Origin of the sequence: Pantoea sp. SORGH_AS_0659, from assembly GCF_031453915.1 — a bacterium.
GTDB lineage: Bacteria > Pseudomonadota > Gammaproteobacteria > Enterobacterales > Enterobacteriaceae > Pantoea > Pantoea leporis.
Map to the genome: position 1 here is coordinate 1,660,066 of NZ_JAVJAK010000001.1, position 16,098 is coordinate 1,676,163.

Genomic DNA, 16,098 nt, shown 5'->3' on the forward strand with positions numbered 1-16,098 from the left:
GGGAAGGGCATCTATCACATCACTACAAAACTCAAACCCATTTCACCACTGCGAAGCAAGGGGCGCTATACCCCGTCTATGCAGGATAAGTTTTTTCTCTCGTGTGGTTTCCGTTCCCGCGTCAGCTTCCGGCTAATCGTTTCCCAACACAACCCATCCCGCAAGGATAAATAGCACGCATTCTGCGTCCTTGCAGGCTGGAACGACGCCGGGAAAGCGAACCGTCAGGCGATACGAAGACGAAAATCACACCACAGACGGAGAAAAAATCATGACTATTTACCTGCATACCCAGGTTAGCGCCCCTAACACCGCAGCGGCGACCAGCGTATCCCCGCTGGACCCGTCAGGCTCCTCAAAAACGAAATTTTCCAAAACCAAAACTGATATTTATCAGACCGTCACTGACAGCATTATTTCTGCGCTAGAAGCAGGCGTTAAACCGTGGTCCTGCCCGTGGCAGCGTGTAACGGGCATGTCAGGATTACCCTCAAATTACGCTACTGGTGCTGCTTACAGTGGGATGAATATCATGTTGTTGTGGAGCAGTGCGTCCGAGCAGGGATTCAGTGATTCACGTTGGATGACCTACAAACAGGCGCAAGCGGAAGGCGGGCAGGTGCGTAAAGGGGATCACGGCACTACCGCCTTTTTCTATACCACGCTGGAAAAGGAAAATGACGACGGAGAAACTGACTATATCCCGATGCTGAAGACGTTCACCGTGTTTAATGTTGAGCAAATTGATGGTTTGCCTCTGAGTAACGAAGTAGTTTTCCCGGCAGAGACCTTTGAGCCCTTACCGCGTGCGGAAGCGCTTTTCCGTACCAGTGGTGCAACAATCATCGAGAAGGGACAGAATGCCTTTTTTGCACCATCAACTGACGAAATCCGCTTACCGGAACGGTATCTTTTTGCAGACGCGGCCAATTTCTACGCTACGGGCCTGCATGAGCTGGTTCACTGGAGCGGGGCGAAAAGTCGGCTGAACCGAGAAATGAAAGGGAAGTTTGGCAGTGAAGATTATGCTTTTGAGGAGTTGATCGCCGAACTGGGAAGCACGTTCCTGATGGCAGACTTGGGGATTGTCGGAGAGGTTCAGCATGAAAGCTATATCGCTTCCTGGCTGAAAGCACTGAAGAACGACAAACGCTATATTTTCAAGGCCGCCAGCGCGGCATCCAAAGCGCATCGTTATTTGATGGATAAAGCCTGAGGGAAGGGGGAAAGAAGCAACAAAAGAATGTGGCTTTAATCTTGTAGGTAAGTGGGAAGAGTAAAGCTTGTTTCAGGGGGTATAATTCCCCCTGAGAATTTTCCTGGTACTTGATGCCAGGAAAATTCTCAGGCTGCAGGGCGGGCGGCAAAGAGCCCGCTCAGCCCTTTATATGTATTGCCTCAGACTTGATCTGGTGACGTGCTCCCCCCTAATTAATGCAGTGCGGACTTGGTAACATCCGCTAATGGCACGGAGCGGCTAGGTTTAAGAACAAGGAAGGTCTACAATGAGCGAAGAGCGGACGTAAGACAGCATTGATGATGGACAAGGAATAATATCATCAGAAGTAGTGGTTAGATTCCGCAGGATACTTACCCCAATAGGCTGTGATATTCGATAAAACCTAAGTAATGCATATGGCATTTATAGAAAAATGTGAGTTTTCAGAAGAGCAATAGATAATCATATATCGATTGCTCTCCTTTTGTCACCTAGAGAACTATATTAGTGATCTTTAATGATTTTACATCTTCAGATAAAGTGACATTATTAATCTAAAGTAATGTGTAATTATGATATGTTGAAAAGCAAAATGGTTGGATTTTTAAAGCATCAAGAACTTGGTTGTTTGGTAAAAGTTGCTTGTGGTCAGTTATTTCATTCAAAGCACTAACCATTTCATCAGTAGCCATTTCATATGTTCTGGCTAAAGACATGCTATATGCCATACTGGCACCATGCTCACTAATTAAATGAGAGAAATTATACATTAAAAGAGCATTATATCTGTCTACTATCGTCCATGAAGCCGCTATTACCATGCTTTGCCTATTTAAAAGAAAGGCTTGAGGATATCCAAGAAGTTCGTGTGTTCTGAATAGCTTGTAATAATTACGGTTAGTCAATGCTCCGCTATAACAAGCATTTAACAACACTAACTTATGTTTCATTTTATATGAATTAGACTGTAAAAGCTCATAACTAAGTGTTTTCATGGTTGCATGTGGACCAGATAAATTAGCAAAAACTGGATCGGTGAAGACTCCAACAGACATGCCATGCTGAGAAATGATAATGGCGTCGATATCTGATGACTTATCAAAAAACTCATTCTGAGTTGGTGAAAGCAAAATCTCACCGGTAATGCCAGTAACTTTCATGAAATTTAGGATTTCAGCTCTGTCATATTTAAGGTTAGTGATAGACTCCACTACACCTAGACAGGACTCTATTTTATTGATATCACTACTAGGATGCAAACATAGGCAGGAGCTAATTGAAAATTTCCCTTTCATCATTTTATCTCTTATTTTTTCATTAGATACTAGCAAAAGATTAATGGGGAGAGAATCCATTTTTGAAGGGAAGAAAATAATGCCTTTATTGTTACCTTCCAGAATGAAAATCGTGTTAACCAAACACTTATTCATGGCCGACTGATAATTGATCAGGCTCTGATTAAACTCTTTTTTATTTTCACCACCAAATCTAAACCTGTTAAGCTCAAAGAAAAAGTTTCTTACTTCTATCTCTGGTAGATCCTCAATAATGTATTTATCATCGTAAAGAGTTATTATTTTAGAGTCTGACGCTGAGAAATCAAACATAAGAACATTGCGTTGGTTAAGTCTCTCATTCAATATATTTGTTACGAAGCCCTCAGATGAATATAAGTAAAGCGATGGTATATCATAATTTTCATTAAGAATTTCTATTAAAGTTATGAATTTATCCCAAGGATCATAATTTATCTCATACAGCGGATTATCATATTTTTCACTAAAACCATAAAGATGTGGTGCTCCATAGACTGATAAATTATCAATTAAGATTGATAATTGTTCTTTCTCACTAATTGTGATCTTTGTTGAGATCTCCTCTTTCCATTTGAGGATACTCAACCAATCAGCAGCCTGATTAATGCGTGAAAATGAAAGTAGTTGAATGATATCCTTCACAAAACCATTTCGCGGAAGGCAAGTCACCAAGTTTTCAAAACGGGCAATATATCTGCTTCTAACCCCACGTCTGTAGTGAAGTTTGAAAGTATGGGATAATGTCAATTCCATTTTCACTACGAATGAATGCAAACATTTTCTCAGTCCATCTGAATCACCTAAAAATACATTGTTTTTAGCATTAATTAATTCTATCTCTAATAAGAAATCACTATCAAATTCATCATCACCTAATTTTTCAATAATTTCACGAGCATTATCCATGTTTTTTGTTGTGTTTTCAATATCACCTTTTTCTCTGTAACAAGCAGAGAGGTTACCAAAAGTCATTGCTTTTACAATTAAGGTACATTCCGTACTCATTATTGCTTCAATATATATATCTATAGCTTCATCATGCTTTTCAAGTCTCATAAGAAAGGTTGCATGATTAAGTATAGAATGAAGAGATGGTTCGACATCAAGTTCAATACAAACTCTAGACAAATCATCCCATGCTCCCAATGCGTCTTCATGGTGCTCACTTAATATATATGTGCTATGTTTGACCGCCAGCACCTCAATCATGCACTGTTTATTTGAGCATTCCTCCAGATATTCCAAAGCATCATTCAGAGTATCGATCGCGGCATCATGTGCCTCTTGGTCTGAGAAAAAGTATGCGACTGCCATATAACATTTAGCTACTTCTTTTTCACTACAATATTTTTTATTATATTCAATAATAACTCTCATTAATGCAGGGTACTTGTCAGCAGCTATATCACCAAGTGCGCCCTTCTTAATATTACTAATCGCACTAACACAGGGCTGCATATAACCGACAGCTTCACAATGACTAATCAATTTTTTAAGATTAATAATTACGCGTTCTACTTTCCCCAGAATACATTCACAGGCAATCAAGGTATGCAACGCCCAACCATATGAGAATCCTAAAGTAACTGGGTTAATTACCTCCACTGCTATTATGGCGCATGCTTCAATCTCAGAAATTTTGTCTAATGAGGGTACCTCTTCAATTAAACCTATGAGATAGTCATCAATTTCTTCAAGACGATAATCGGCATCTTCATCTTTTATAGCCATTGTTAACGTTTCAGTAAATCCCTCTGGCTTTAAACTTATCTCTTCCATTTGAAATCTTCACTCTGATTTATTGATTCAACATTAAATTTTAGTTATAAGATACAACAAAATTTTCCGGTTCTATACAGCGATTTATCCATGTTGTGGGGCAAATTGACCTTATCTCCGTTGATTAGCACACGCCGATGTTAATAATGTCGTCCGCTCCTGGCACAGAGCTGCCTGTCAAATTAGGCTTGGCCCTGTGTCGTAGTTGTGTCAGGTCAAGTCTGAGTTAATACAAATTATCAGTATCTTTCTGAAGCGTCTGCAGCCGCTGTTCCAGGCTATCCAGTCTTTCTTCGAGTTCATGGCTCTGCTGCTCAATATCTTCCAGTGTTTCTGACAAAACATCACGTAGCAGCACAAAATTTGCGTGCAGGGCGTACACAAAATCGTGGCCGCGAACCAGTAATGCTTCGCGCGGTATGTCCTGCAATGCGGAATGCGTCATCCATGTCACTAGCGCTTTTGCGCTCATCTCGGTTAGTACGTCCGAAAGTCGGTCAGTTTTTCTGTTCATTCTGGACTCCTGTCTGTTCTGATGTTGGGGAGTATTATTACTTCCGGTCGTTGCGCTGCTGGTGGGCTGATTGGGGCAGTTGGTGATACAGAACAACTATATGCAGTTGCCTAAATCCAGCCGTTGCAACTCGTCGAGCGTGTAGATGCGGAAGACATTTCGGTGGCGGGTTTCAAGCGGGATGTGCTGATGGTTAACGATGACGTGCCGGATACTGTCAAACAGCCGTTCAAGACCGCGCTTTTTCTGCGGGTCGGGCACGATATAAAAAACGTAAATCCAGTCTTTACGGGTCCGGGCCAGTAAATGGCTGGCGATGATCGACTGATAACGGGCTCTGGTTTTCAGGCGGCGCTCGGTCTCAATGGCGATCACGGTGCCGCCGGGCAGGGTGATCAACCCGTCCGGGCGATGACCGACCTGATACCGGCTGAGGAAGGTTGTGCGATCGCCATTGATCCACCCTGACGCGCCTTTTTTCTCAAGGGTGATGCGGGCTGCCTGATTATCAAGGTGATGCTCCAGCGTCCAGCCGGTAATTTTTGAAGGCTCAAACCGCGCCGGGAAAAGCACATCGTCGGGAGTTAACACAACGGCCAGTCCGTCACTGGTTATGCCCCACAATGAAATTTTCATGGTGCGCGATACCAGGACGTGCTTTTGTATTAAGCCCATGTCCTCGACTTTTGAAAGCAGGGAATACAGCGATTTATGATCCCTGAAGCCAAACAGCAGCATCAATGTTTTAAAGTCACTGTATGTTTCTTCTTTCAGGAAATTCAGTAGTCGTTGTATTTTTTCGTGGTGCCGCGTCTGGCGTTCGCTGTATGCGGTGATAAGCATCATTCCCCCCTTTAAAAATCCAGCAATGACGGGTTTTCCTCTTTATTGGTATTCGGTGTTGTCGTGTCTTCTTCGCTCGGCCCATCAAAAAAAAGATCGGGCCGCGTTGTGGTTATATCAGGTGTTGATGCGGGTTCGGATGATGTTTCCTCCTCACTAAAATCCAGAGTGATATTTAGTGTTGCGGCGGTGGCAGCGATCGCGGGCGACACGGCGCAGATCTCCAGTTCGCGTTTTATCACCCTGATGGGTGAAATCAGCGAAGCAGACGGGAGTGCTTTGGTCGTGAAGATGAAGCTGACAAAATCGGGTAAGTTCAGGATCATATTGCTGTCGATAAAGAAACGCTCGGCCTGTCTGATAGTGCGCTCACTGTCGATAGTCTCTGTCAGCACGGCGTCGGTTTTCGCTTTGCGCACCTCATCATCGACTAATATGGTGCCAGACATTCTTGCCACCCATTCGGCGGTGTCTGGATCCATAACGCGGTAAACCAGTTTGAATTTGGCATTTTCAACGACCGCGCCGACAACGGCGTCGCCTTTCAAATCTGCCGGGCAGTCCTTTAAATCGGCGATAGATTGGTGAGCCATAATAATATGCACACCTTTATCTCGTGCAGCCCCTAGTCCTTCCAGCGCAGGCTTGGAGAGATGATATTTAAGTTCATCAAGAAATATGGCAATAGGGCGTGGCGCTCCTTTTATACGGTCGCGCCTTTCCGCGAGCTGGTACAAGCGAACCAGCAGCATTCTCTGAGCAGTAATAATTTTGCTGTTGCGCATTGAGCCTATGACGTAACAGCAGCCGCCTTCCTTAAATATTGTATTGAGTGAAAACCCTGTCGGCGCATTGATGGCATTGAGTAGTGCTAACTCTTCAATTTTCCCGAAAAAGGCTTTTATCTTATCTGCAATACCCTGTACGTAATCGCCGTTATAAACATCTCTAATGGTTGCGTTGGTATTACAGGCGACAAATTGTGCGGCTATTCGGGCGGCTTTCCGGTCGTCAATGCGATAGAAGTCAGACTCCTGACCTTTTTCCGCCAAGCTGAAACCCGCAACAAAAAGCTCTTCCAGCTCATCGGCGGAGATCTCTTCAATCAGGTTTAACTGGTATTCCTGTTTCCTTAGGTCAATTAAGGCAAAAGGTTTGCCTGCATCCTCGCAGGCTTTGCGGTAAAGATGCGGTGCCCATTCATCATCCTTGGGATCCATAATAAATACGCCTTCACTGGCCAGAATACTTTGATAAAGCAATATACCGGTGACAACGCCTTTACCGGCTCCGGTGGTGCCGATAATATCGGCATGTTGTCTTTGCCAGTCTTTTAACGGTAGGTACATCGGTTGTTTATCGCAGTCTATGCCGATAAAAATACCCTTGTGCAGGTCGATATAGTCCAAGGGATCATAATGCAGTGTTTCCGGTAGCAGTGATTTTACCGTACGGACATCGGTACGAAGCTCCCGTTCTAACGTGGTTTTTTTGACCAGGTTTTTCTTTATCTTGTCCAGCTTGGGTGTTAATACCCTACGCAGGAAAATATGCAGGATAGATCCTGACAGTGTGAAGATAACTAATATCAGCCAACTATAAACCGGCGTGCCGCTGGCTATCCTCCCTCTATATAGCCACTGAAGGATCCAGATAATCACCGGTGCCATCGTACCAAACAAAAAGCACAGCATGGATAAAGCAATAATCAGCTTTTGCCACAACGGGGCTTTTTGCCTTTCATCGCTTTTCATCGACGCGAAAAACGGCATCGTCAGCCCCGATAACAGCGCCAGCATCAGCTGATGCTGTTGCATAAAAGCAATGAAGCTCAGCGCGCCATTCACTATCGGCGACAGTGAAACGGCCAGCTTATTCAAAATCACGATGCCTCCTTTGTCAGCAGTTCGCCCCATGACATCGCCCCATCAATTCGCCCCACGGTGTCGGGCGAAAAGGCGGGGCGAGCGTATGGGTAAAGAAGGTGGCCGCGTTGCGGCCATGTGCAGGAAAGCATGCTTTCCTGCACTAAACGGCGTGCGCCAGTACATGCGGGCTGGACGCCCTTATTGCCTGTCACATGGGGGTAATGACGCGGCTGGACGCTGCGCCAAAACCCCCAAACGTCAACGGCGGCACACCGTCGCCCGCTACGCGCGACCACCCCCTTTAAGACGGTCGCTTTCGCCTTTTTCTTCCCTTTACTCGTTCCTCGTAGCGGGAATAAAAGGGAAGCTGACCTTTAAAGAGGGTGGTCGCGCCACGCTACCGGCTTTTGGCCGGAGACTTATCTGCGACGGTGTGCGGGGCGATGCCCCCCAAATAAACCGCTGTCGTGGGCGACAGCTTTTCGCTCGCTGGGGCGGCGAAATTTATCCGGCTCCCCCGGCCTGCAAAATCCGCGTGGGCGCGGCTGTTTGCAGGTGAGGCGCGGTGCCTGAATTATTTTCGCTCCTTAACCCGCGAAAATATTTCTGTCCGCTGCCTCATTTTTACGGCCCCTGTTTCTTCGCTCCTTAATCCGCGAAAAACAGAAGCCATAAAAACCTGAAAACCGTCACGCTCTCCGCCCGTCTCGCCAGTATTAACCACGAACGCGGCCATATTTACTGATGACCTGACTGATAGCCGCCGGGTCTGCCGAAACACATTCAAGTAAAAACGATTAACAGGGATAGCGCCGCGAATGACGGAACCGGGATAATGCAGGGAAGTCAGGATCGGCGCAGTGGCACCGGCAGGCTCGCCGCGCAGCACAACGGCGGGATAACGGACAGACGGCTGTGCGTTCCGGTCAGGGGCACGCTGCCGGTCTTTCCGCGTGGACGGGACGACATAGCCAATGCGCTGCACGTAGCTGGTCTGGTTAAAGGCGGATTCCGGCCGCTGGCCGGTTTCAAAGTTGCCGGAGTAGTAACAACTGAGCGCCCGTTTCAGTGTTCCGCCGCGCCGGTAACAGTCGGCGAGAATGCGCTCAAATACCGACAGATTGATGCAAGGGTTAAGCAGGTCGCTGGCCGTGACGCCGTAATGGCGGAAATTGATGCTGGTGATTTGCATCAGGCCGACCGAATAGCGTCGGCCCTGTGCAGCCAGCTGTCTGGTAAGGAGGATCGCCTCCGGCAGGCTCGAGGGGAAATGTGAAATCACGCCCCGGCTGTCTGGCAGGATTTCAGCAATGGCGTAGGGGTGGAAGCCGGATTCGACCCGTGCGACATCAAGTGACGTGGACGGGTGAATACTGGCGGCGCACTGCACCGCCAGTGCCAGAAAGGCAGTGGTGGAAAGCATGCTGGCCTCGCAACAGAGAGACCGGCGGCTTACAGAAAAGTACGCCGCCGGGTGAGAAGAAGAGAAAATGGATTAAGTGGCAGCGGCATCCTGTGAAATGTCGCTTTCTTCTCTCGGTTCGAGCAGTACCAGCCTGCCGGAAACCGCAATACCGGGTATCAGCACGATATTCAGACCGGGCTTGCCGTTATGCGCGAAGGCCACGCCAACTTTTGTCCAGTACGTGTTTGTTTCGCCCTGCACATCGGGCTGGCTTTCCTGGGTAACAAAGACGTGATAAGCGGGTTTTCTCATGGAATTTCCTTTGATCAAAAACAGTAAATGAAATAAACCAGTCACATCCCGGTTCTGCATTCCGGTTTTAACGGGTCAGCGAGAACATTCAGCGGCACCCTGAATTGTGGTTACGTGACAGCCCGATCCATTTTGTTAAAGAGCAATACCCTGTCAGGACGAATTAATGTCCATAGGGGCGACTAATGCTGTAATGGCGTTCTCAGATTCGAATATCTGGTGAGGGATATAAATGAGAAACTCAAAACAAAAAGAAGAGAGAAAAATAGTGGAGTATTTAAGATGCAGTGAGAATAATGAGGATTTAAAAAACACGAGAGAGTGGTATTAACATTCACCGTGAATAATAAAGACATGCAGAGATATAACATCTCTACACGTCCTTTTTATCCTGTCAGCGGCTACTACGTTCAAGTTTTTCCTGACATTCCGTACAGGTGGTTACACCCGGCAGTGCTTGCCGTCGCTTTTCTGGAATGGGTTTACCACATACACGACAGTGAAATAATGATGGTGTCGACCCCGGCTTAAAACGACTCTGTTCAATCATCTCCTCCAGGCGCTGCTCATTAAATTCCTGATCGCGATCGATCTCATCCGGCATGTGGTGCCCTCCTGTTAGCGGCAACTTCCTTTTCACAAAGCGTGATACGTCTCCATACCATGGTGAGTGATAGTCCCAGGGAACTTGGTAGCAGGAGTTCAGTAACCTGCATCATGGCCATCAGCGCGTCGGGGGATTCAAGGCTTTCCACCCGGCACTTCTGCCATTGCCGCCAGATCTCGGCATCTGTCTCTTCATCCGGCTCAGGTGTACGTCCATATGGCACGCTGACACCAAGCAGCCGTCGGCGAAGGCAGACATCATTAGACGTCAAGCCAAAGTAGTGGTTGAGCAACGCGATAGAACCGCCCAGCCGGATAGCCCGGTTAATCTGCTGCTGTTGTCGGTATTCCTGTCGGGCCTGCGCCAGTAAATGATGCAGGACATCATGGCGGACACTGACCGAAACAAAGGGAGCCGTCGCCCGGCTGACAGCAAACAGTTCATCGAGTGATAACTGATTAAGAGCATTCATTTCGTCGAAAGTGAATCCGAGGGACTCGCAGTGACGAATATCCCCAACTTTCAGAGCGTGCAACGCATCAGTTAAGATGGTGTAATTAATTAATGGAATCATTCTGTTATCTCCTCAATCTATATGGAAAAGTTGAGCAAATAAACGGACATTTTTAACTGTTTGAACGTCCGGCCAATTTAAGGCTGATCCATTCATCAATTTCCGATTCGAGCCAGGCCACACTGGCCGGGCCAATTTTTATTGAACGTGGAAAGGTTCCATTTTTCATATACAGGTAAATTTGAGAGCGTTTCAAACCGGTTTTTTCTTCGACCTGTTTTAAACGTAATAACTGATGTGATGTCATTGTATTCTCCTATTGTGGAATGACTGGTGCATGTCCAGAGAAAATAAAAGAACACAGCAGTAAGCTTAGGAAAAGCCGATAGCACCTTATTACTGATGGGAAGATCCTTAGTACGGTTTTGTAGTGAATAAATAATAAGTTATCAGTTGTATAAGGATGTGGAGAAGGATAGTTGTGCTGCTGTGTAGTTTTCAGCGTTTCGCTGGTGCAATGGTGTCATGACTTAGCGTGATAATGAGGACAATAAAAAGATGCGGTTAAATACATTCATTGTGAATTTCAGTCAGGGGGGGCGTTACCACTCTGGCGGTAATGCGCTATGAAGCATCGCCATAGAAGTGTTCTGTGTGGTCGAAACATATATGCTCAACTACTTCCTTAACACAATGCTGAATTGATTGTGCTTCCCGATCATGTATAGACCGATCCAACAGATATAATAAAGTCCTTTGATTCTTGTTATCGTTAAGGCGGCTGAGGCAATATAGTCTTGGCTGGAGGTTCCATGCCGTAAAGATTCTGTAGTGTGATCCCCCGCACAGGGAGACGGATATGGCAGCTCTATGACTCACCTATGGTTTTTTGGATAACCTGATGTCGCTAAATATCGGTTAAGTGTGCGCTTGTTTTCCGTTCGGCAAAATAGTGCGCGGGTGTACTTCCCATTGTTTTTTTGAACATGGTGATAAACGCATTAACCGATTCATACCCCAGATTAGCTGCAACATTCTGAACCGAAACGCCGCTAGCCAGTTCCCGGAGAGCAATTATCAGTTGCAGTTGCTGACGCCAGCGTCCGAACGTCAACCCGGTTTCGCGCAGCATTAAACGCGCGAGAGAACGCTCGCTAAGCGCCAGTCTTTTTGCCCATGTTTTGAATGTGCTTCGGTCATCAGGTTGACTGACCAGAGCATCGGCCATGGCGCGGATTTTAGGATGCGACGACACAGGGAGGCTCAGTTTCTGCTGAGGCATGGTGGCTAATTCATCAAGTGTTACTCTGGTCAGTCTGGCGAGATGGCTTTCTGGTGGGTATCCGACGCCCTCGCGGGTTAAACGGGCAACAAGTTCTTTAATCAGACTGGAAATTGCCAGAGTACAGCATCGCTCCGGCAACGCGGCGGCTCCGGGTTCGATAAACAGATAGTTGAGATGCGCATTCCAGGTAGCTTTGGCGCTGTGCGGCACTCCCCCAGGGATCCAGACGGCACAATCAGGCGGCACGATCCAGATATCATTTTCGGCGCGACAAATGACCGCCCCATAGAGGGCAATAATCAATTGCCCTTTGCGGTGCGTATGCACAGGCACTTCGGCCGCGTAATCGACAAAATCCAGATGACGCGCGACTGCGGGACAGGGGGTGGCATCCGGATCAAACAGCGTATTGGCGAGTGGGGGTAACATAGATTGGCAACATTTAGGTATTTTTTGACAGAATAGAGTATTTAAGTGGATATGCAAGCCGGTAATAATTTCCGGCATGAAAAAAATTAACGCGAGTTACTTTCATTTTTTACACACGATATGCCAACGTCTTCGCGGTATGGCTTCTCCTTCACTACTGAATGATGCGAACGCTCTGCTCTATTCCGCGAAGAGTTTTGCCGCAGCGATGCTCGCATACTACATTGCACTGTCAATTGGCCTGGAGCGGCCTTCCTGGGCAATTATCACCGTGTATATTGTTTCCCAAACCTCCGTCGGAGCATCGCTGAGCAGAAGTCTGTATCGTCTGGTGGGAACGGTAGTCGGCGCGGGCATAACGGTATTAATTGTACCCACGTTCGCGAATTCCTCCGTATTTTGCAGCGTGATATTGACAGGCTGGATTACCTTCTGCCTCTATTTATCCTTGCTGGAACGCACGCCCCGGGCCTATGGTTTTGTCCTGGCTGGTTACACTGCGAGTCTGATTGGCTTCCCTGCGGTATCCGATCCTGGCGCGATTTTTGACATCGCTATCACTCGGATACAGGAAATCATGATCGGTATCTTCTGCGCGGCACTTATTCATCGCTATGTATTGCCCGCGCGCATCTCAGGCCAGTTCAACAGTAAATTGTCGCAGACGCTACTCGCGGCGCGACAGCGTATCGCAGAGACTTTAGCAGGCAAACCCGACGCTGCTTCCGGGCCGCTGCATATGGCACTGGCATTACAGTTCCTGCAGGGTATCAGCCATCATGTCCCTTATGATTTTGCGTTCTCTGTACCGGTCCGGCAAGCGAGAAAAAGGCTTCATGACAGGCTTGCGCGATTAGTCATTGTTAACTGTGAGTTACGCGACCGTTTAGCGCTGATAGCGACGATACCTGTCGATGTGCAAATTCTGCTGGGTGATGTTGAGGTCTGGTTGGCCTGCAAAGATGAAGGAAAATTCAAAAGCGAGGGTGAAGCGCTCAAAAAAAGCAGTGAAAAATTACTGCAGCGCTATTCAGTGTATGAGCTGACGCTTGAAGAAGCGCTGCGTGTAAGTTTTATGCGCTACCTGTTAGAGGCCATTGTCCTTGTGCAGCAGTGCTATCGTCTTTCGGACGCCATTCATCACGCGAAGCAGACGCCTGCGCAATCGGAAAAGAATACCGTGAGAGGGTATGTATTCCACCGCGATTCTCTCACTGCTGCCCGCACCGCTCTGGGCGCTTTCACCATCATTCTGAGCGGCTGCATGGTGTGGATTTTCTCGGCATGGCCTGATGGCGGTACGGCGGTTTCTATCCTTGGCGTTTGTTGCACACTGTTTGGCGGCTTCGATACGCCTGCCCCGCATATTGTGAAATACATTATCGGCTCCTTCTGGGGCGTTGTGATAAGCCTGATCTACAGTTTCGTTCTACTACCACAAGTCAGTGATTTTATCGTGCTGGTAACGGTTTTAGCTCCGATCTATCTGCTGGCTGGATCGCTCCAGGCCAGACCGCCTACCACGTTTATGGCGATGGGGATCACACTGACGCTGCCTATTTTGTGCGAGCTGGGTGCCCACTACAGCGGGGATTTTGCCGTGGCGGTGAATACCGCAATCGCACTATTTTCTGCAACTGGCTTTGCGGTATTCAGCATGGGCTTTCTGCAAACTGTACAGGCAGATGCGGCAATAAATCGCCTGCTTCAATTATGTCAGCGCGATATTAACCGCAGCGTGAAAGGTGTGCTGAATACTGATGAAACTCTCTGGATCAACCTGATGATCGATCGGGCTGCGTTGATACTGCCGCGTTTGCAGCGCAGCGGACAGTCACCGGAACGGGCACATCATTTGTTGTACGCCCTGCGCATAGGGCTGTGTGTAATGCGATTACGCCGATGTGATGCGCATGCGAACAAAGAAATAAAAGAAGTACTCACCCTTCTTACACACTCGACAGATATTGACACCTTACTTCAACGGATCGCCATTCTGACTGAGCGCAGCTTGAGCGTAACAGATGAACTATCGCGACATTATGTCGATCAACTGGTTGATCTTTACTGCGCATTAAGCGTTCAGAAAATGGAGCCTGCTAATGATCAATGATTTCAATATTGAGGGCGTTTTTGTACCCGGTCTGTTGGTAATTGCCCTCATTGCACTGACATGTACGCTATTTATCGTACATATCTTGTCATTCAGCAAGGGTTACCGCCGCTTGCCCTTTAGACCGATGATCGATTTTTCCGTCTTCATTATTACTTTTTACCTGCTGCTGCAGGGGCTGACCGAACTGGGGTTTTTTAAATGAAATCGTTACTTTCTCTACTGGGCCGCTACGTGCTGACGCTCAGCGCTGTGGCGGTGGCTACGCTTTTGGCTTTTATTCTCTGGAAACATTATGCGCAAACCCCCTGGACCCGCGATGGTCGAGTTCGTGCGGATGTGGTACAGATTGCGCCGGATGTCTCCGGACCGGTGCTGAATGTGGCCGTCCGCGATAATCAGTGGGTTAATCGGGGCGATGTGCTCTATTCCATTGACCCGCACTGGTTGAGGTTGGCCGTGGTCAGCGCACAGGCTGATGTTGAGGCGAAACGTCATGAAATGCTGATGCGCCAGGATGCGGCGAGACGACGCTCTCAGATTAAAGGGGTAATTTCCAGCGAGGATTTACAACAAACAGCCAGCGCAGCCAGCGTCGCTGCGGCTAATTACCACGGTGCACTGGCTGCGCTGGACCTTGCAGAGCTTAACTTATCGCATGCTATTGTTCGGTCTCCGGTTACGGGCTATGTCACACATTTGCGGCTTCGCCCTGGTGACTATGCCACAGCGGGAGAAACTAAAGTTTCCATCATTGATGCCCATAGTTTTTGGGTGGTTGGCTATTTTGAAGAGACTAAGTTGCAACATATCCGCACGGGAAATACTGCACACATTACGCTGATGGGATTTAAGCCGGTGATCACGGGTCATGTTGAGAGCATCGGACGCGGAATAGATGATAACAATGACGAGACCGGGGGGCTTGGCCTGCCTAATGTCGAGCCAACCTTTAGCTGGGTGCGGCTCGCGCAGCGTATCCCGGTTCGGATTCATATTGACAGATTGCCGGAGGGAATTGAATTGGTGGCTGGACTGTCTGCGAGTATATCCATCACACCATAATAAAAAGTATGGTCTCTATTGAGGATTTATGCAGAACTTAGGGATTGTCAGCTCTTGATCTATATGCCTGATGAGAATGTGTTTCTGTTAGAGTAATTCTGAGGTTTCGGTTATGAAAAACAGGAAAGATATTGTAAATGACTTAATTGTTTGGATAAACAAAAATATAGAGATGCCACTAAAAATTGATGATGTGGCTATCAAGTCCGGATATTCAAAATGGCATTTGCAGAGATTGTTTTTTTCTGAAACAGGGCAGAGTCTAGGAGGTTTTATCAGAGAGAAAGAATTATATCTTATTTTAGAAGCTGTTATCACAACAAATGAATCTTTGATAAACATCGCGATGCGATTTGGCTTTGACTCTCAGCAATCATTAACCAGGGCATTTCGAAAAAGATATAATGTCCCACCACACCGGTATAGAAAAAATGCCGTAAATATTAAAAGCAAGTCTTCTTTGGAGTAAGGTAATTACTCGTATCATAAGGTGAGCTTTTAAATCTTTAGTAACTATCTGGATTATGGACGGGGTTCATCTGGTAATCATGGTCTTAGTACCTCAGTTATAGATTTATTGAACGAAATGAAATCACTCATTTATTTCATTGAAAAGAATCTAAGTCTTCCTGTGCAATGTATGCTTTCGTGTTTTTGCATGTGTAATGTATTGGTAAGTAAATTCGTATTCATTAATTGGAATATAATTACGAGCCCATGTATGTATTTAATGATTGGATAAATTAAGGTTAATCTATTTCGTGCATTTTGGATTCGATCGAACCTATGCAATTCGACTAAACCCTCCTTTAATAAGGAGTGGCTTTAA

General features: G+C 46.8%; 14 protein-coding genes and 1 pseudogene. 5 read left to right on the top strand and 10 right to left on the bottom strand.

From position 1 onward, the window contains the following. Positions 1 to 271: 271 nt before the first annotated feature. A complete protein-coding gene (locus tag Q3H59_RS07685; protein WP_048762570.1) occupies positions 272 to 1,216 on the top strand; it encodes an ArdC family protein in 945 nt (314 codons plus the stop codon). Between the two features lie 557 nt (positions 1,217 to 1,773). On the opposite strand, the gene Q3H59_RS07690 is transcribed toward Q3H59_RS07685, so the two are convergent. The 10 genes and pseudogenes from Q3H59_RS07690 to Q3H59_RS07740 all read right to left on the bottom strand — a co-directional run bounded on the left by Q3H59_RS07690 (position 1,774) and on the right by Q3H59_RS07740 (position 12,091). Further along, the gene (locus Q3H59_RS07690) at positions 1,774 to 4,314 is read right to left on the bottom strand and encodes a hypothetical protein (protein ID WP_048762571.1); all 2,541 of its coding nucleotides are present in this window, start codon (positions 4,312 to 4,314) and stop codon (positions 1,774 to 1,776) included. Positions 4,315 to 4,540: 226 nt separating this feature from the next. Continuing rightward, entirely contained in the window at positions 4,541 to 4,828 is a 288-nt protein-coding gene (locus tag Q3H59_RS07695; RefSeq protein ID WP_048762572.1) for a hypothetical protein, read from the bottom strand. A gap of 96 nt (positions 4,829 to 4,924) precedes the next feature. After that, a complete protein-coding gene (mobC, locus tag Q3H59_RS07700) occupies positions 4,925 to 5,671 on the bottom strand; it encodes a MobC family replication-relaxation protein (RefSeq protein WP_048762573.1) in 747 nt (248 codons plus the stop codon). An 11-nt stretch (positions 5,672 to 5,682) separates the two neighbouring features. Then, positions 5,683 to 7,557 carry a type IV secretory system conjugative DNA transfer family protein gene (locus tag Q3H59_RS07705; protein ID WP_048762603.1) on the bottom strand — a complete coding sequence of 625 codons (1,875 nt, stop codon included), beginning with the start codon at positions 7,555 to 7,557 and terminating at the stop codon, positions 5,683 to 5,685. 781 nt (positions 7,558 to 8,338) lie between these two features. Next, positions 8,339 to 8,962: pseudogene (locus tag Q3H59_RS07715) on the bottom strand (lytic transglycosylase domain-containing protein); the annotation flags it as partial. Positions 8,963 to 9,034: 72 nt separating this feature from the next. Next, positions 9,035 to 9,256, bottom strand: a complete 222-nt coding sequence (locus tag Q3H59_RS07720; RefSeq protein WP_048762577.1) for a hypothetical protein — start codon at positions 9,254 to 9,256, stop codon at positions 9,035 to 9,037. Between the two features lie 394 nt (positions 9,257 to 9,650). Continuing rightward, positions 9,651 to 9,860 (bottom strand): TraR/DksA family transcriptional regulator, encoded by a 210-nt coding sequence (locus Q3H59_RS07725; RefSeq protein ID WP_022065314.1) that lies wholly within the window; start codon positions 9,858 to 9,860, stop codon positions 9,651 to 9,653. After that, complete coding sequence (locus Q3H59_RS07730; RefSeq protein ID WP_032754824.1) at positions 9,850 to 10,437, bottom strand: DUF2857 domain-containing protein; 588 nt, start codon at positions 10,435 to 10,437, stop codon at positions 9,850 to 9,852. Before Q3H59_RS07730 ends, Q3H59_RS07725 begins: the two co-directional genes overlap by 11 nt. 52 nt (positions 10,438 to 10,489) lie before the next feature. Further along, positions 10,490 to 10,684, bottom strand: coding sequence for an AlpA family transcriptional regulator (locus tag Q3H59_RS07735; RefSeq protein WP_032754823.1), 195 nt, complete (start codon positions 10,682 to 10,684; stop codon positions 10,490 to 10,492). Positions 10,685 to 11,284: 600 nt separating this feature from the next. Further along, positions 11,285 to 12,091 (bottom strand): helix-turn-helix domain-containing protein, encoded by an 807-nt coding sequence (locus Q3H59_RS07740; RefSeq protein ID WP_032754820.1) that lies wholly within the window; start codon positions 12,089 to 12,091, stop codon positions 11,285 to 11,287. 76 nt (positions 12,092 to 12,167) lie between these two features. Here Q3H59_RS07740 and Q3H59_RS07745 point away from each other — a divergent pair, with 76 nt between their 5' ends. The 4 genes from Q3H59_RS07745 (at position 12,168) to Q3H59_RS07760 (ending at position 15,738) form a co-directional block, all read left to right on the top strand. Next, entirely contained in the window at positions 12,168 to 14,204 is a 2,037-nt protein-coding gene (locus Q3H59_RS07745) for an FUSC family protein (protein ID WP_032754817.1), read from the top strand. Continuing rightward, positions 14,194 to 14,409, top strand: a complete 216-nt coding sequence (locus Q3H59_RS07750) for a DUF1656 domain-containing protein (protein WP_032754814.1) — start codon at positions 14,194 to 14,196, stop codon at positions 14,407 to 14,409. Before Q3H59_RS07745 ends, Q3H59_RS07750 begins: the two co-directional genes overlap by 11 nt. Beyond that, complete coding sequence (locus Q3H59_RS07755) at positions 14,406 to 15,269, top strand: HlyD family secretion protein (protein WP_032754812.1); 864 nt, start codon at positions 14,406 to 14,408, stop codon at positions 15,267 to 15,269. Before Q3H59_RS07750 ends, Q3H59_RS07755 begins: the two co-directional genes overlap by 4 nt. A 112-nt stretch (positions 15,270 to 15,381) precedes the next feature. Then, positions 15,382 to 15,738: a helix-turn-helix domain-containing protein gene (locus tag Q3H59_RS07760; RefSeq protein WP_048762578.1), complete on the top strand. Its 357-nt coding sequence runs from the start codon at positions 15,382 to 15,384 to the stop codon at positions 15,736 to 15,738. Positions 15,739 to 16,098: the final 360 nt, after the last annotated feature.

Bases quoted from the DNA above. Each gene is read 5' to 3' on its own strand.
- Q3H59_RS07760 (WP_048762578.1), top strand. From the start codon at position 15,382: ATGAAAAACAGGAAAGATATTGTAAATGACTTAATTGTTTGGATAAAC.
- Q3H59_RS07730 (WP_032754824.1), bottom strand. From the start codon at position 10,437: ATGATTCCATTAATTAATTACACCATCTTAACTGATGCGTTGCACGCT.
- Q3H59_RS07685 (WP_048762570.1), top strand. From the start codon at position 272: ATGACTATTTACCTGCATACCCAGGTTAGCGCCCCTAACACCGCAGCG.
- Q3H59_RS07755 (WP_032754812.1), top strand. From the start codon at position 14,406: ATGAAATCGTTACTTTCTCTACTGGGCCGCTACGTGCTGACGCTCAGC.
- Q3H59_RS07695 (WP_048762572.1), bottom strand. From the start codon at position 4,828: ATGAACAGAAAAACTGACCGACTTTCGGACGTACTAACCGAGATGAGC.
- Q3H59_RS07690 (WP_048762571.1), bottom strand. From the start codon at position 4,314: ATGGAAGAGATAAGTTTAAAGCCAGAGGGATTTACTGAAACGTTAACA.
- Q3H59_RS07720 (WP_048762577.1), bottom strand. From the start codon at position 9,256: ATGAGAAAACCCGCTTATCACGTCTTTGTTACCCAGGAAAGCCAGCCC.
- Q3H59_RS07745 (WP_032754817.1), top strand. From the start codon at position 12,168: ATGAAAAAAATTAACGCGAGTTACTTTCATTTTTTACACACGATATGC.
- mobC (WP_048762573.1), bottom strand. From the start codon at position 5,671: ATGCTTATCACCGCATACAGCGAACGCCAGACGCGGCACCACGAAAAA.
- Q3H59_RS07735 (WP_032754823.1), bottom strand. From the start codon at position 10,684: ATGACATCACATCAGTTATTACGTTTAAAACAGGTCGAAGAAAAAACC.
- Q3H59_RS07725 (WP_022065314.1), bottom strand. From the start codon at position 9,860: ATGCCGGATGAGATCGATCGCGATCAGGAATTTAATGAGCAGCGCCTG.
- Q3H59_RS07750 (WP_032754814.1), top strand. From the start codon at position 14,194: ATGATCAATGATTTCAATATTGAGGGCGTTTTTGTACCCGGTCTGTTG.
- Q3H59_RS07740 (WP_032754820.1), bottom strand. From the start codon at position 12,091: ATGTTACCCCCACTCGCCAATACGCTGTTTGATCCGGATGCCACCCCC.